The organism is Pseudomonas sp. UYIF39 (genome assembly GCF_029963765.1).
Lineage (GTDB): Bacteria > Pseudomonadota > Gammaproteobacteria > Pseudomonadales > Pseudomonadaceae > Aquipseudomonas.
Map to the genome: position 1 here is coordinate 14,497 of NZ_JALBYU010000001.1, position 15,961 is coordinate 30,457.

15 protein-coding genes and 1 pseudogene are annotated in these 15,961 nt (G+C 60.5%); 6 read left to right on the forward strand and 10 right to left on the reverse strand.

Annotation, left to right across the window (positions count from 1 at the left end; translation table 11 throughout):
- Positions 1-98: 98 nt before the first annotated feature.
- Together MO767_RS00055 and MO767_RS00060 are read left to right on the forward strand one after the other, a co-directional pair.
- Positions 99-1,172: a diguanylate cyclase gene (locus MO767_RS00055; protein ID WP_282478859.1), complete on the forward strand. Its 1,074-nt coding sequence runs from the start codon at positions 99-101 to the stop codon at positions 1,170-1,172.
- A 114-nt stretch (positions 1,173-1,286) separates the two neighbouring features.
- Complete coding sequence (locus MO767_RS00060; protein ID WP_282478860.1) at positions 1,287-2,528, forward strand: M20/M25/M40 family metallo-hydrolase; 1,242 nt, start codon at positions 1,287-1,289, stop codon at positions 2,526-2,528.
- 72 nt (positions 2,529-2,600) lie between these two features.
- Here MO767_RS00060 and MO767_RS00065 read toward each other — a convergent pair whose 3' ends face one another.
- The 8 genes from MO767_RS00065 to MO767_RS00100 form a co-directional block, all read right to left on the reverse strand.
- Positions 2,601-3,470 carry an oxaloacetate decarboxylase gene (locus MO767_RS00065; protein ID WP_282478861.1) on the reverse strand — a complete coding sequence of 290 codons (870 nt, stop codon included), beginning with the start codon at positions 3,468-3,470 and terminating at the stop codon, positions 2,601-2,603.
- Between the two features lie 130 nt (positions 3,471-3,600).
- The gene (gene astA, locus MO767_RS00070) at positions 3,601-4,635 is read right to left on the reverse strand and encodes an arginine N-succinyltransferase (protein ID WP_282478862.1); all 1,035 of its coding nucleotides are present in this window, start codon (positions 4,633-4,635) and stop codon (positions 3,601-3,603) included.
- Positions 4,636-4,696: 61 nt separating this feature from the next.
- The gene (locus MO767_RS00075; protein ID WP_282478863.1) at positions 4,697-5,713 is read right to left on the reverse strand and encodes an arginine N-succinyltransferase; all 1,017 of its coding nucleotides are present in this window, start codon (positions 5,711-5,713) and stop codon (positions 4,697-4,699) included.
- Positions 5,714-5,832: 119 nt separating this feature from the next.
- A complete protein-coding gene (locus MO767_RS00080; protein ID WP_282478864.1) occupies positions 5,833-7,182 on the reverse strand; it encodes an APC family permease in 1,350 nt (449 codons plus the stop codon).
- Between the two features lie 57 nt (positions 7,183-7,239).
- Positions 7,240-7,992, reverse strand: a complete 753-nt coding sequence (locus MO767_RS00085) for an N-formylglutamate amidohydrolase (protein WP_282478865.1) — start codon at positions 7,990-7,992, stop codon at positions 7,240-7,242.
- Entirely contained in the window at positions 7,976-9,307 is a 1,332-nt protein-coding gene (locus tag MO767_RS00090) for a glutamine synthetase family protein (RefSeq protein ID WP_282478866.1), read from the reverse strand. Before MO767_RS00090 ends, MO767_RS00085 begins: the two co-directional genes overlap by 17 nt.
- Positions 9,304-9,948 carry an isochorismatase family cysteine hydrolase gene (locus MO767_RS00095; RefSeq protein WP_282478867.1) on the reverse strand — a complete coding sequence of 215 codons (645 nt, stop codon included), beginning with the start codon at positions 9,946-9,948 and terminating at the stop codon, positions 9,304-9,306. Before MO767_RS00095 ends, MO767_RS00090 begins: the two co-directional genes overlap by 4 nt.
- Positions 9,949-9,950: 2 nt before the next feature.
- Positions 9,951-10,805 carry a MurR/RpiR family transcriptional regulator gene (locus MO767_RS00100; RefSeq protein WP_282478868.1) on the reverse strand — a complete coding sequence of 285 codons (855 nt, stop codon included), beginning with the start codon at positions 10,803-10,805 and terminating at the stop codon, positions 9,951-9,953.
- 342 nt (positions 10,806-11,147) lie between these two features.
- On the opposite strand from MO767_RS00100, the gene MO767_RS00105 reads away from it, so the two are divergent.
- The gene (locus MO767_RS00105) at positions 11,148-11,720 is read left to right on the forward strand and encodes a histidine phosphatase family protein (RefSeq protein ID WP_282478869.1); all 573 of its coding nucleotides are present in this window, start codon (positions 11,148-11,150) and stop codon (positions 11,718-11,720) included.
- A complete protein-coding gene (gene cobF, locus MO767_RS00110; RefSeq protein ID WP_282478870.1) occupies positions 11,720-12,475 on the forward strand; it encodes a precorrin-6A synthase (deacetylating) in 756 nt (251 codons plus the stop codon). The genes MO767_RS00105 and cobF overlap by 1 nt, the downstream gene beginning before the upstream one ends.
- Positions 12,476-12,597: 122 nt before the next feature.
- On the opposite strand, the pseudogene ftrA reads toward cobF, so the two are convergent.
- Positions 12,598-13,572 (reverse strand): annotated as a pseudogene (ftrA, locus tag MO767_RS00115) (transcriptional regulator FtrA).
- 101 nt (positions 13,573-13,673) lie between these two features.
- Here ftrA and MO767_RS00120 point away from each other — a divergent pair.
- Positions 13,674-14,108: a rhodanese-like domain-containing protein gene (locus MO767_RS00120; RefSeq protein WP_282478871.1), complete on the forward strand. Its 435-nt coding sequence runs from the start codon at positions 13,674-13,676 to the stop codon at positions 14,106-14,108.
- A gap of 110 nt (positions 14,109-14,218) precedes the next feature.
- Here the strand turns inward: MO767_RS00120 and MO767_RS00125 are convergent, their stop codons facing one another.
- Complete coding sequence (locus tag MO767_RS00125; protein WP_282478872.1) at positions 14,219-14,851, reverse strand: type 1 glutamine amidotransferase; 633 nt, start codon at positions 14,849-14,851, stop codon at positions 14,219-14,221.
- Between the two features lie 259 nt (positions 14,852-15,110).
- On the opposite strand from MO767_RS00125, the gene MO767_RS00130 reads away from it, so the two are divergent.
- Positions 15,111-15,890, forward strand: a complete 780-nt coding sequence (locus tag MO767_RS00130; protein ID WP_282478873.1) for an ABC transporter substrate-binding protein — start codon at positions 15,111-15,113, stop codon at positions 15,888-15,890.
- The last annotated feature ends 71 nt before the right edge of the window (positions 15,891-15,961 follow it).

The window sequence follows — 15,961 nt, forward strand, 5'->3', positions numbered from 1 at the left end:
GCCAGCCGGTGATGGCTATTTGACGTTACCCTGATAGACTCTCACCACACTTGAAACCCTAGTGTTTTCAGGTTCCGTTCTGTGGCGCAGAGGCTCCTATGGGAAAAACGGGAGGAAAAGGACTTTCACTGGCCAGGAGGCTTTATACATCGCGAATCCTGGGATTAGCTTTGGGGCTGTTGCTCGTGAGCGCGGCGATGTATCCACTCAACCCTGCACCGTGGGTCTGGGTGGCGATGCTGCTCAACGCCGTACTCTGGCCGCACCTGGCTTATCAATGGGCGCGCCGCGCGCAAGTGCCTTATCACGCTGAACACCGCAACCTGCTGGTGGACGCCTTTCTCGGCGGCTTTTGGGTCGCTGCCATGCAGTTCAATCCGCTGCCCGGCGCGACGACCCTGTCCATGATGGCGATGAACAATGTGGCCATTGGCGGTTTGCGTTTCCTGTTGGCGGGAACCGTGGCGCAGATTCTCGGGATAGGCGTCGGACTGCTGATTTTCTCCCCCGCCTTCATCCCGCAAACCAGCCAAGTGCAGATGTATGCCTGTTTGCCCTTGATGTGTTTGTATCCGCTGGCATTGGGCTGGATCTGCTTCCGCCAGGCCCACACCCTCGGCCGACAAAAGCGTGAATTGCTGGCCCTGAGCCGCACCGACAGCCTCACCGGCCTGCTGAACCACGGCGCCTGGAAGGATCAACTGGAAGTCGAACTCCAGCGTTGCAAACGTCAGCAGCAGGGCGGGGCGATTGCGCTGATCGACATCGATCATTTCAAATCCATAAACGACACCTACGGCCACGTTGCCGGGGACATCGTCCTGCGTCAGTTGAGCAAAATGCTCAAGCAGAACTTGCGCGCGGCGGATGTTGCCGGGCGCTACGGTGGCGACGAGTTCTGCGTGATCCTCCCGGACCTTCCGCTCACGAGCGCTGTGGCCGCCATGGATGCCTTGCGTGATCGTTTCGCGACCTTGGGCTACGAGCAGAGCCCGGCGCTGAAAGTCAGCCTGAGCATCGGCCTGGCCGCCTTCAACCCGGCCCACACCGACGCAACCCTCTGGCTCAACGACGCCGACCAGGCGCTCTACGAAGCCAAGGCCACCGGTCGCAACCGCGTCATCTGTTGCGGCGATGGCGAACCGCATCACGAATTACTTGATTCGGTGTGAAACGTGATCGTTCCCACGCTCCTGCGTGGTTGCAAGTGTCGCATTCGGTCTAGAGCCTTGCGCCGTCGTCGGGTAGGGTGTTTTTCACCCCCGACACGAAACAAGGATCGATTCATGACGTTCAATCTTCCTCGCTCCCTGCTGGCCACCAGCCTTGGCCTGACCCTCGCCCTCGGCGCTTTCGCTCCCGCTGCCTTCGCCGAACCGCACAAACAAGTCCTCGCCGATTCCGAACAGTACAAAGGCGAAGCCCTGAAGTTACTCGAACGCTTGGTGAACATCGACTCCGGTTCCGGCTATGAACCGGGCCTGACGAAAGTCAGCGACATCGCCATCGACGAACTGAAAAAACTCGGCGCGACCATCGAGCTTGTGCCCAATACCCCGGACAAAAGCAGCCATGTGATCGCGACCCTGAAAGGCACCGGCAAGGCGAAAATCCTGCTGATGGCGCACATGGACACCGTCTTCAAGGAAGGCTCGGCCGCCGAGCGTCCGTTCCACATCAAGGACGGCCGCGCCTACGGGCCGGGCGTGATGGATGACAAGGGCGGCATCGTTGCCGGGATCTATGCGCTGAAAGTCCTGAAAAACCTCGACTTCAAGGACTACGCGCAAATCACCTTCCTGCTCGATGCCAGCGAAGAAACCGGCTCGGACATCGCCACCGACCTGATCAAGAAAACCGCCAAGGCCCACGACGTCACCCTCAACCTCGAACCTGGCCGCCCGGCGGATGGCCTGGTGGTGTGGCGCAAAGGCAGTGCCACCGCCGTGGTCGAGGTCAAGGGCAAGGCGGCTCATGCCGGTGTCGCACCGGAGCTGGGACGCAACGCTGCCATGGAAGCGGCGCACCAGATATTGCAGCTTGGCAAACTGGGCGACGCGGAGAAGAAAACCACCATCAACTTCACCGTGCTCAAGGCTGGCGACCGCACCAACGTCATTCCGGATCAAGCCACCGCCAAGGCTGACGTGCGGGCGGCGGTGCCGGAAGAGTTTGACCGGATCGAGAAGGACCTGGCGCGGGTTTCCAAGGACAAGCTGATTCCGGAGACGGAAGTCACCACCACACTTCAGCGCGGATTGCCGCCGATGCCGCAAACGCCGGAATCGGATCGGTTGATGGCGATGGCTCAGGGGATTTACGGGGAGATTGGCCGTAAGTTGACCGAAGAGGGAAGTGGTGGGGCGGCGGATGCCAGCCTGTCAGCGGGTGTGGGTACACCGACGCTGGATGGGTTCGGGATTGTTGGCGGGAATATTCATACGCCGGAGGAATACGCGGAGGTTGAGAGCGTGGCGCCGCGGATTTACCTGTTGTCGCGAATGATTATGGAGTTGGCGAAGCACTAATCTCACCGCTGATCGTTCCCACGTGCGTGGGAACGATCAAGCGATCAAGATCGCAGCCTTCGGTGGTATCTGTTACTCCTTGACGCTCATGAACTCTTCCGCCCAACGGATGTATTCCTCAGGCTGCGTATAGGTATGAGTCAACTCGGTAGCGCTCAGGTCCGACGCCTGAGTAAAGATCTGCCGTTGTTCCCGCAGGCTGTCATACGTGGCCTTGATCGCGGCGAAGTAGGCGCCGTGACCATCGATGGTGACCCGCACGCCCAGTTCGGCCAGGCGTTTATCGTCGCGCAGCAACGGGTTGCCGTAGGTGACCAGCATCAGCGGCACGCTCAGGTGCTCGGAGATTTGTTCGAGGTGGTCGAAGTCCCGCACGCCCACCATGCAAATCCCGTCCGCACCGGCCTGCTGGTAATGACAGGTACGGCTGATGACTTCCTGCACCGGCAGGATCCCGGCGTTGGTGCGGGCGATGATCGCCATCTCCGAGTCGACCCGGGCTTCCAGTGCCGCACGAATCTTGCCGACGCCTTCCGCCACCCCGATCAGGTCGGTGGACTTGCGGCCGAACTGGGCGGGCAGCAGCGTATCTTCGATGGTCAGGGCGGCGATGCCGGCGCGCTCAAGTTCGACGATGGTACGCATGACGTTCAGCGCGTTGCCGTAGCCATGGTCGGCATCGGCGATCACCGGCAATTGGGCGACACGGCCAATGCGAGTGGCCTGCTCGGCAAACTCGCTGAGGGTGATCAAGGCAAAATCGGGGGCGCCCAGTACCTGCAACGATGCGACTGAACCGCCCAGGATTCCCACTTCAAAACCCAGGTCAGCGGCAATGCGGGCCGACATCGGGTCGAAGACCGACGCCGTGTGATAGCAGGCGCTGGAAGCGAACAGCTCGCGAAAGTTACGGCGTAAATCTTGATGAGAAAGCCTGGACATATGAGTTCCACCACTGCAATGGGAATGGAAGGGCTTGAGCAAAAGTGTCAACGCCGAAGGAACAAAAGGCTATCACGCGAGCGGAGGAAGGATGATGACGATTTTGTAGAGACGGATGGACCACCGTCGGTCACGCCGCCACCGACTGCTGTTGTTGATTGAGCAGCAGCACGGCGCGTACCGAGTTGCCGGGTTGCAGTTGCAGGCGTTTGGCGGTGAGGCGGTCGACGATCAGGCTGTTGCCCACCTGCCTGGCCTGGGCGGCGGTGATGCGGCAGTTTTCCAGGCGACGATTGTGGATCAGCCACACCGGGGCCTGCTCGTCGGGTGTGCCGATGGCCAGCAGCAGCGGTTGGCTGTCGCGCACGGTGCGGATGTTCGAGATCGGGGCTTCGATCACCGGACCGGCGTCAAAGATGTCGATGTAACCCTTATGGGCAAACCCTTCGGCGGTGAGGATTTTCAGCGCCGGTTCGGTGTTCGGGTGCGCCTTGCCGATCACGGCCTGGGCCTGTTCGGTGAGCAGGCAGGTGTAGAGCGGTTGACGTGGCATCAGTTCAGCGATGAACGACTTGCTGCCCAGGCCCGACAGGTGATCGGCATGACTGAAATCCATCTTGAAGAAGTGCCGGCCCAGGCTGTCCCAGAATGGTGAACAGCCTTGTTCGTCGGCGCTGCCACGCAGTTCGGCGATGAGTTTTTCGCCGAACAGGTGTGGAAACTCGGCAACAAACAACAAACGCCCCAACGACAGCAATCGACCGTTACTGCCCTGGCGTTGATCGGGTCGCAGAAACAACGAGCAAATCTCCGATTGGCCGGTCATTTCATTGTTCAGGAACAACGTCGGAATCTGCCGTTGAATACCCAGGTCCGGTGACGAACTGACCGTGAGCCCGACCCGGTAGTTGTACCAGGGTTCGCGCAGGCCCACGGCGCCCACCAGGGCACTGACGCCCACCAGTTGCTGATCGTCGTCTTCGAGTACGAAGAGGTAATCGGCATCGGCGCGTTCGACCTGTTCGGCGAAGGTTCGTTGGGCCCAGCGTACCCGGTGGGCCAGGCGTTCCTCGTTGGCCGGCAGGGTGGTGAAGCCGGGGCCGGCCTGGTGCACCAGGTTCAGCAAGGCGGGCAGGTCGGTGACGTGAACCGGGCGGACAATCATGATGCAACTCCTTCTGCACGCCCGCTCGGGCGCTGTCGTTGGGCGCGGGGCCGGGTGATGCTCACAGGGCGATCAGCCGGATCGGGCTGCCTTCGGTGACGTTCAGGGCGGCGCACATTTCGGCGCTCAACCTCACAGGTTGCCCGGCCTGGTAATCCAGATCGGCGACGATGGCGCGATAGTCCTTCAGCGAATCGTTGCTCACCAGATAGCTGCCGCGTGCGTCGATGGGCGAACCCAGCCGAGCCGTGCCGGTCTGGCTCTTGGCGATGGAGCGGATGCCGGGAGTGCGCGCATACAACGTTGGACCGCCATCGAACAGGTCGATGTAGCTGTTGGTCTCGAACCCTTCGCGTTCGAGGATATCGAAGGCCTCCTGGCCATCGGGGTGGATGCGGCCGATGCATTCCTGGGCAGCCTGGGGCAGCATTGGTACGTAGATTGGGTATTGCGGCATCAGTTCAGCGAGGAAGGTTCGGCTTTCCAGGCCGCAAAGCCGCTCGGCCTCGACGTAGGGCAGGTCGAAAAAATGCTTGCCCACCGCATCCCAGAACGGCGATTGCCCTTCATCGCTGCTGAAACCGACGATTTCGGTGATGACGGCTTCGGCAAAGCGCTGCGAGTGGGCGGCGATGAACAACAGCCGTGCCCGTGACAGCAACTCCGAAAACGGTGTTCGCACCAGCGCGGCATCAATATGAAAACCTCGCAGTAAGGTATGGCCGCTGAGGTCGTGGCACAACGACAGCGCGGGCACGCCATGCTCGATGTTCAACTCCCGCGAGGCACTGGTGAAATGCCGGTTGCGCAGGCTGTAGAACGGCTCGCTGAAACCAGCGGTGGCAAGGATCTCCGAGCAACCCACCAAACGCTCTCGGGTCAGATCTTCCAGCACGAAGAAGTAGTTCTCCGGGCCATGACCCTCAACGTCTTTTTCGAATGAGGCGCAGGAGTCGAGAATCTTCTCGCTCAGGCATTCGGTGTCGTCCGGCAAAGACGTGACGCCTACCAGACTGTCGCGCGCCAGTTGTTGCAACTGGCGCAGGTCGGTTAACTCGACTGGGCGTAAGACCAGCATGGATGCACTCCTGTATCACAGGGTTCGGCGGTTGGCACCGAACCTGACTATCACTGTCGGTTTCCACGCGTTAAATCGGCGGTCGCCTGATTTTTTGTCAGACGCCGCTCTTTTTCTTGTCAGCCGTTGCTTGGGTCGGGCAGTACCGTGCGGATGCCCACCTTGTTGAGCACAAACAGGTAGACCAGGCCCAGGGCAATCCAGATCAGGCCGAGCTTCTGTGCATCGACGCCCATGTTGTACATGATTGCCGCGACGATGATGAAGCCGATCACCGGGCAGATCAGGTGACGGATCACCTGTCCGGATTTCTGCCGACGCCAGTAGTAGTTGATGACTGTCAGGTGCAACAACATGAAACCGCTCAGTGCGCCGAAGTTCACCAGTGAGGTGAGGGTGTCCACCGAGTTGATGAACAGGTAGCAGATCACCAGCGACAGCACGGCCACAAGATAGATGCTCACGTACGGCGTGTTGTGTTTGGGGTGAACCTTGGCCAGTACCTTTGGCAGCTTGCCGTCTCGGGCCATGCCGAACAGCAGACGGGACACCGCTGCTTGAGAGGTGATTGCCACCGCAACGCCCCAGGCCAGCGCCGTCGCCACGGCGGTCAGGGTTGCCAGCCAGCTGCCGGCTGCGAGTTCAGCGATTTCATAAAACGCCGTGTCAGCCGATTTGAAACCCATGCCGGCCGCCAGATCCGTCGCAATCCAGGTCTGCACGACGAAGATCACGCCCATGACCACCAGGGTGATCAACGCGGCCTTGCCGACGCTGCGGCCCGGGTCACCCTTGATCTCTTCGGCGAGGGTGGAAATCGCATCGAAACCGAGGAACGACAGCACCGCAATCGACACCGCTTGCATCAGCAGGGCGAAGTTGAACGTTTCGGGGTTGTATAACGGCGCCAGTGTCAGCTGACCGTTACCGCCGCCACTGTGCAGCGCGTTCCAGGCGTAGAACAGGAAGATCCCCAGCACCACCAGTTGCGCCAGCAGAAAGATGATGTTCATTCGAGCGGTGAAGGTGATGCCCCGCAAATTGACGAACGTCGCGCTGACCAGGAAGGCCAGGATGAAACCGACCTTCGGAATGTCGGGGTACAAATGATTCAGGGCCATGGCCGCGTACACATACAGCAGCGGTGGAATCAGCAGGTAATCGAGGAGCATCAGCCAACCGGCGATAAACCCTACGTGCTGGTTCAGGCCCCGTTGCGCGTAGGAATAAACCGAACCGGCAATCGGAAAGGCCCGAGCCATGCTGCCGTAACTCAGGGCAGTGAAGAGCATCGCCACCATACCGATGATGTAGGCCAGCGGTACCAGCCCCGGCGCCTCGGCGTTGACGTAGCCATAAACACCAAACGGTGCGATGGGGATCATGAAGATCATCCCGTACACCACCAGGTCGGTCAGTGACAGGCTGCGTTTCAACTCTTGCTTGTAGCCGAATTCTTCTATTTCCATGAAGCCGTTCTCCTTGATATGAACGCAGCTACACGCTGCGAGTTTGAAGCGATTTCTTTACAACAGTGGTGCCAGGTATTCGGTAAAGCGACGGACGTCTTCAGGCGTGCGCAGCAGGTCGTTGCGCACTTCGATCAACACCGACTCCAGGCCGCGAGCATCGCCGTGGACCGGCACGGTCATGTCGCCCAGCGGGTTGATTTTGTACGGCTCATTACCGGCAACTTTCAATGGATGCTGGCTCAAGCCATCGATCAAGCGCTGGGCATATTCCCTGGCCTGGGCAAACAACACGCCGACTTCCAGCGCGCGGGGCTGGCCGTGATAGACCGGCGTGAAACTGTGAACCCCCACCACCCGTACCGGTCGCCCTTGAGCGACACGTTCGTCAATCAAGGTGTGCAGTCGAGCATGAAACGGCTCGAACAGGGTTTGCCGACGGTACTCGCGGGTGGCTTCGTCCAGGTCCCGGTTGCCCGGCACCTGATAAATTTCGCTCTGCGCCGGAATGCTGTCCGGGGCCTGGCGCGGTCGGTTGAGATCGACCAACAGTCGCGAATAATTGGCCGCCAACAGGGTTGCGTCCAGTGCCTGGGACAAGCCCTCGGCCAGCGCCAAGGCACCGATGTCCCAGGCAATGTGCTCGCGGGCCGCCTCGTGACTCAGGCCCAGGTCATTTAACCCGGCCGGAATAAAACGGCTGGCGTGCTCGCACACCAGAATCAACGGGTGACTAGCGTCTTCCCGGCTCAGGGTGTACGCAGGCTCGGTGTAAAGACCGAGCTCAGCAAATTCAGTACAGGCGCGCATAGTGCTCACAGCGTTCGGCGGGCGACAGCTGTTCCGTCAGCGTCAGTTCCTCGTTTTTAAGGGCGAAGTAGGTGTCCAGCAACGCGCTCGGCAGGGCCTCGATCAGTGCTTCGCTGTTGCGCAGGCAATCCAGGGCCTGGGCAAGGGACGCGGGCAGGGCGACGATGCCGCGCGCCTGGCGTTGTTCTTCGTGCAGGGCATCGGGGACTTCATCGGTGATCGCGTTCAAGGCCAGGCGTTGCTCGATGCCCAGCCGACCGGCGATCAGCAGTGCGGCCATGGCCAGGTGCGGTGAGGACGTGGCGTCCATGGCGCGAAATTCCAGGTTGTATTGCGACGCCACCGATTTACCGCCCAGGCTTGTCGTCGGGCAGATTCGCAGCGCCGCTTCGCGGTTGCGTTGCCCGAGGCACGCATAGGACGCGCTCCAGTGATGAGGCTGCAAACGCTCGTAAGACACCGGCGTCGGCGCGGTAAACGCACAGAGCGCGGGCAGGTGATGCAGGATGCCGGCGGCCCAGTGCTGGCCGAGGGTCGACAAGCCATTGGTGGTGCCGGCGTCGTACATCACCGGTTGGCCAGCCAGGTCCAGCAGGCTGACGTGCAGGTGCACGCCGTTGCACACCGCATGCTCCGAGGTCTTGGGCGCGAAGCTCAACTCCAGGCCCATTTGCCGGGCGATCTCGCGAGTGATTTCACGAACGTTCACCGCGCGATCGGCAGCGGCCACACCCAGGGTCGGGCGACAGGTGATTTCGTATTGATGCTTGCCGTACTCGGGCAGGAACATTTCCGGCTCGACGCCACCGGCACGCAGGGCGCTGAGCAGCCACCCGCCAAACTCGGCACCCTGACGCTGGGCTTGCAGCGAAAACGCCAGGTACTCAACGTCGCCGGTGTTCAAGTTGAATTCATGCTCGAACGCCGCATTGACCTGCAAGCCCAACTCGGCGCGATAACGCTCTACCTCGTCGCGCAACACCGTACGCGGGCAGGCACCCCATGGGCGGCCATCGGTTTCGCGAATGTCACTGTGAATAAAATCCAGCGCCGGAGCGTTGGCATCCGGGCCGTTACTGACCGTCACTCGGCTGGGCAGATCGGGCATCAGCCGCAAATCGCCATAAGCGCCCCACGGGTTGGCGTAGGCGATGATGTCTTGCGGGGTCAGCGCACTGTTGGCCGGCACCCAGCCACACCCCGTCCTTTGATAGTGCTCGAGTTCGTCCGTGGGAAAGGAGCGCCCGCGTGTCACGCCGATCAGGTCGGTGGTGACGAGGGTGGTCATGGGCAGTGGCAACAGGCGTTCGCTCATGGCCGCATCTCCTGCAACCGGCCGAGTACGGTCTGGGTGTCGGTGATCCAGCAGTAACCCTTGATTGCATCCAGGCAGGCCTGATGCCGCGCGGGCGTGTAAGTCGCGCAGGCATCTTCCACAAGCGTCACCAGATAACCGCGGTCGGCGGCATCACGCACGGCCATGTCCACGCACTGGTCGGTGACGATGCCGGCGATGATCAAGTGCCGCGTCCCGAGGTTGCGCAGCACGTAGTCGATGTTGGTTGAGTTGAAGACCCCGGACGAGGTCTTGGGCAGCACGATTTCGTTTTCTGCCGGGGTCAGGTCGTCGATGATCCGCGCTTGCGGGCTGCCCTTGGGCAAGTGCATGTCCGAGAGCTTGTGGTCCAGCGAGCGGTCGCGGCCGTCGGCGGTGAGGCTTTCGATGATCGTGTGCAGCACGTTTTGCCGGGCGCTGCGAAAGGCGCTGAGCAGCCGGCGTTGATTGGGCACCACCTGCATGTGGGTGCGGGTCAGGAAGTATTCGGCGTCTGGCCCGTTGAGGTGCGGGTCGAACTGCGGCTCAAGCCAGGCGCGTTGCATGTCCACCAGCAGCAGCGCTGTGTGATCGGTGACGAATGGCAAATCCCGAGGCGAGTGGTGGGGGAGCGTGAACATCCTTATTTATCCTCCAGCAGGTGGGTGTCGAAGTCGGTCCGCAGGGCGTCGATGCCTTCCAGGCGATCGGCCAGATCCGGACTGCGCAGGGTCAGGCAGGCGATCAGCGCCTCGACCTGGGCCAGCGCCGGAACCAGGGTGTCGAAGGCCGACACCGATTCCACCGGCGCACTGATAATCAGGTCGGCCATTTCGCGCAACGGTGAAGCATAGATGTCGGTGAACAACACCACGCGTGCATATCGACTTTTCGCCGCATTGGCCACGCGCAGGGCCTGTGACTGGTAGCGGCGATAGTCGAACACCAGCACCACGTCCTGACGTTGCACGTCGAACAATCGGTCAGGCAGTTGCGCGTTGTCTTCCAGGGCGAAACAGCCTGGACGCAGCAGGCGCAGGTGGTTGAGCAAGTAATTGGCGAGGAAACTGCTGAAGCGCCCCCCGAAGCAATGCACCTGATGGCGGGCGTCGAGCAGCCATTCCACCAGAATCCGCACATCTTCGGGTTGGGTCAGCGCATGGGTGTCCGCGAGCGCTCGATGGCTGTCCGCCAGATAATGGCTCCAGGCGTCGCCTTTCTGAAGATGAGCACGAGGCTGCAACAGGGCGCTGGGGGAACGGAGGCGGTGGTCCATGTCGCTGAGCAGGGCATCCTGGAAATCGGCATAACCACTGAAACCCAGTTTTTTGACCAGTCGCACGATGGTGGGATCGCTGACACCGGCATGTTCGGCCAAACGTGACATTGGGCCCAGTCCGTTACGTGGGTACTGGTCCAGCAAGGCACGGATGACTTTGCGTTCCGACGGCGTAAGTTCCAGGTCGGGATCGGTGATCAGATCTCTGAGAGAAGGCATCCGGGCTCCTGCTGGATGGATATGTCGGTTTCATTTCATAAATTGCTAAAACAGTATTTATGTAGCGGACTCAACATGTCTAGTGAATTTTTTCATGGTTATTTAGAGCCCAAAAATAGGGCGAAAAGCCCGTGGGCCTTGGGCTACATGGAAGTCGACTGAGCTTGTAGGCCATCGCCCTTAGTGGTGTCGGATATCGCCGATTTTTTCAGGTGTATCAAGTTTTCGAACCTGGATGGCCGGATCAAACGAAACGCCCTGGATCGCGCTTCTTGCGGCACAATTGGGCAATTATTCGCGGCGTGACGCCGTTTTCAATTTCCATCGACAGAGTGATCCTTCGTGCAGGCAACCCGTTTGACCTTGATGTGCCACGCTCGAACCGTCGCACAAAAATTGGCGTGTTTTCCTACGAATGAGCCACTAGAGATGGATTGGCAATCGGCAAAGGGATCGCGTCGCACTCAGTTCAAAGGGACGCCGCGACTGGTGTGTGGACCTGAACTGCGAACCCGGCAAACCGCCGAGCTGTTCGGCAGCGACGTGGAGATTGTCGAGGCATTGAGGGATTGCGATTTCGGGTACTGGAAAGGCGCGCGGATCGATGATCTGCAAAAAACCGCAGCGCAAACGCTGCAGATCTGGCTCGATGACCCGAATTCGGCGCCCCATGGTGGCGAGTCGGTGGTGCAACTCAGCGAGCGGGTGGCCGCGTGGCTGAAAACGCTGGAGGCCGCACCGGGGCACATCGTCGCCATCACCCATCCGTTTGTCATGCGCGCCGCGCTGACGCAGGTGCTGCAAGGCGCAGCGTTCAACCTGATCGACGTTGAACCGCTGTCGGCCATCGAGTTGCGGTTCAACGGCCGCTGGCGCTTACGCTTGCTGGGCACTGACCCTGAGGGAGCACATTGATGAAAAAACTTCTGGTCATCGGCATCGGCGCCGGCAATCCCGACTACATCACGATGCAAGCCGTGAAAGCGCTGAACCTAGTCGACGTGTTTTTCCTCATGGACAAGGGCCAGAGCAAAGACAAACTGATCGACCTGCGCCGCGAGATCTGCGAGCGCTACATCACCGATCGCGACTACCGCTTTGTCGAAGCCCACAGCCCGGAGCGCGAACGCGGTGATGTGGACTACAAGGCCAGCGTGGAAGACCTGAACCTGGCCAAGCAGCAGACCTTCGAGCGGTTGATCAGCGAGGAAATGACTGACGACCAGTGCGCCGGTTTTCTGGTGTGGGGCGATCCGGCGTTGTACGACAGCACGATCCGGATCTTGCAGGCGATTCTGACCTCGGGCCGGTGCGTCTTCGAGTTCGATGTGATCCCCGGCATCACCAGTGTCCAGGCGCTGGCGGCGCAGCACAGGGTGCCGCTGAACCGCATTGGCCGCTCGATTGAAATCACCACTGGCCGACGTCTGGCGGCGGGGCAGGTGAGCGATGCCGACAGCCTGGTGGTGATGTTGGATGCAGAAGATTCCTACCACCGGGTGGCGGATCAGGAGACAGAGATTTATTGGGGGGCCTACCTGGGGACGCCGGATGAAATCCTGATCAGCGGCAAGCTCAAGGATGTGGCGGATGAGATCGAACGGGTGCGCAAGGCCGCTCGGTTGGAGAATGGGTGGATTATGGATACCTATCTGTTGCGCAAGCCTTGAGAAAATGGGTGTCTGGGCTGGCCTCATCGCGAGCAAGCTCGCTCCCACATAGACCGCGACCGTCCAGACAACTCGGTCAATTGTGGGAGCGAGCTTGCTCGCGATGGGGTCTAAAGAACACCTCAAAAAATCGCCTTTGACTCCCGACCAAACCGCTCCCGATACACCGACGGCGGCACCCCTACCACGCCGCGAAACGCCACCCGAAAACTCTCCACCGAGCGATAACCGCAGTGTTGGGCAATCTGGTCGGTGTTCTGGTTCGTGCTCTCAAGCAGCTCGCGGGCCCGGCCCAGGCGTTCGTGCTGTAACCAGGCTTTGGGCGGCATGCCGGTGGCTTCAGTGAAGCGGCGCAGAAACGTCCGTTCACTCATGGCCGCCTCACTCGCCAGCTCGCGAACCTCCAGCGGTTCATGCAAACGCTCGCGTGCCCACTGCATGACGCGGGACAAATCGCTACGAGGCGTAGGACTGACCGGTGTCGGAATGAACTGCGCCTGGCCGCCGGTGCGTTGTGGCGACATCACCAGCCGTCGCGCCACCGAATTGGCCACCTGCGTGCCGAAGTCCCGCGCCACCAAGTGCAGGCAGGCATCGATACCGGCAGCGCTGCCGGCCGAGGTGATCAGTTGACCTGAATCGACATAGAGCACGTCCGGATCGACCAGAATGTTCGGAAAACGCTCGGCCAACTCAGCGGTGTAGCGCCAGTGCGTGGTGGCGCCGCGACCGTCGAGCAAACCGGTGGCCGCCAGCACGAACACACCCGAGCAGATCGACAGCAGCCGCGCACCCCGCTCATGGGCCTAGCGCAGGGCCGCGATCAATGCCTCAGGCACTGGGGCGCTGCGATCACGCCAGCCGGGAATGATGATGGTCCGGGCGTCCTCGAGCAGCTCCATGCCGCCATCGGCCAGTACCTGAATGCCGCCCATGGCGCGCATCGGGCCCTGATCAACGGCGGCGATCCGGTGCTCGTACCAAGGGAAGTCGAACTCCGGACGGGCCAGGCCGAAGATCTCCACAGCGATGCCGAACTCGAATGTACAAAGGCCGTCATAGGCCAGAATCGCGACCAATCCAGGGGTAGGCTGCATTTGGCGGAAAGTTCCCGGTGAGTGTCTTGTGCGCCACTGTAGCCGCAAGCGTCGGGCGGATAAAGTCTTCCCACACCCACACAGACTTTGGAGTACAGCCCATGACCAGCCTCGTCCGCGAGATTCCCGCCGCCCCATCGGCCATCGCCCTGATGCATTTCAGCAACCGCCTGACCTTCGAAACCGACTGTTCCGACGTCCACGGCAGCCAACAGGCCGGCGAAGTGGATTTTGTCCTGGTGGACGTGCGCGGCCCGCTCGCGTTCGAGCGTGGTCATGTGCCGGGAGCGATCAACATTCCGGGGCGACTACTGACCGCTGAAGGCCTGGCGGCCTACCCGAAAACCAGCGTGTTCGTGGTGTATTGCGCAGGGCCCCACTGCAACGGTGCCAACAAGGCGGCGGTGAAACTGGCGGCGCTGGGTTACCCGGTCAAGGAAATGATCGGCGGAGTGACCGGTTGGCTGGATGAAGGGTTTGAGTTGAGTGTGTGGGTGCAACCGTTCAACACCACCGCCATTGGTTGCGAATGTTGATATAGCCGAAAAGATCGCAGCCTCGTTTCACTCGACAGCTCCTACAGGTCTACGCGATCCCCTGTAGGAGCTGTCGAGTGAAACGAGGCTGCGATCTGTTGATCTTGCTTCTAAACGGATGCCCACCACCCATCAAGCGTCGCCTGCAACCACTCAAACACGGTTGCGTAGGCGGCGCTGTCCTGTTGACCCCGGGGCAGCGGTGACTCGTCGCCAAAGTGTTCATTGAGCGTGGCCACCGATTCAGCCGTCCACTCCGGATGAAACTGCAAACCCACCCGCGTCGACCCGACGCGATACATCTGCTGCTCGCACTGATCACTGCTGGCCAGCAACTGCGCGTTGGGCGGCAGGTCGATGGCGTCTTCGTGCCATTCCAGCACCTGCAATGTCTGGCCATCGACAAAGGTCACGGGCGTCCATCCGGTTTCCGTGCGATCCATCCGCCGCACATTCCCGCCCAGGCTCAGCGCCAGCAACTGCGCCCCCAGACAAATCGCAAACACCGCCGCGCCTTGATCCAGACTGCCCGCCAACCACTGACGTTCGGCTTCCAGCCACGCTGGCCCGGCGTTGGACTCATAAGGCCCGCCCAACAGGATCACGGGGGCTGCACTCGACGGCGGCAACTGGCCGAGGTCAGCGCGAAACACATTCAGCGTCAAACCTCGGGACGCAGCCCAAGTGGCAATGGCGCCGGGACCTTCGGCAGGGTGGTGCTGGATCAGGTTCAACGTAGGCATAAGGGCTCTCTTGTAGTTTTTGCTTGTAGGTTTTGTCTGAAAAAAGGGCTTGTCCTACAGTCTTTGCACTGGCTTGGCGCACGCTTCAAGGGGCTCGAATCCGTCGGCCACTTTTCTATAAGTATTTGTCGCCTAAACACAATTTACCCTCATGAAGCCGCTCTAGGCTGCCGGCCACTTCGGTGCTCTCCAATCGGAAGCCGCTACCGAAAGCCAATCGAAAGCTGCCAATAAAAACCTCCGCACACAGGAGTTATAAATGAAGAAGCTAGTGATGTTCGGTGCCCTGGCACTGTCGATGTTGTCCCTGACGGCTGTGGCCGAAGACGCCAAGCCGATCCGCCTCGGTATCGAAGCCGGTTACCCGCCATTCTCGATGAAAACCCCTGACGGCAAACTCACCGGCTTCGACGTGGACATCGGCGACGCGCTGTGCGAGCAGATGAAAGTGAAGTGCACCTGGGTCGAGCAAGAGTTCGACGGCCTGATCCCGGCCCTGAAGGTCAAGAAAATCGACGCGATCCTGTCGTCCATGACCATCACCGACGATCGCAAAAAGAACGTCGACTTCACCATCAAGTACTACCACACCCCGGCGCGCTTCGTGATGAAGGAAGGCACCGACATCAAAGACCCGCTGACCGAACTCAAAGGCAAGAAAGTCGGTGTGCTGCGCGCCAGTACCCACGACCGCTTCGCCACTGAAGTGCTGGTGCCGGCCGGTATCAATCTGGTTCGTTACGGCTCGCAGCAGGAAGCCAACCTGGACATGGTCGCCGGTCGTCTCGACGCGATGCTGGCCGACTCGGTCAACCTGGACGACGGTTTCCTGAAAACCGACGCCGGTAAAGGCTTCGCTTTCGTTGGCCCAACCTACGAAGACGCCAAGTACTTCGGCGGCGGCGCCGGTATTGCTGTGCGCAAGGGCGATACCGCCCTGGCAGAAAAATTCAACACCGCCATCACCGACATCCGCGCCAACGGCAAGTACAAGCAAGTGCAAGACAAGTACTTCAACTTTGACGTTTACGGCCAGTAATCACGCCGTTCAAAAAAGTGGCAACCGTTGACGCGGTTGCCACTTTTTTTATGCCTTGATGATTTATTCTG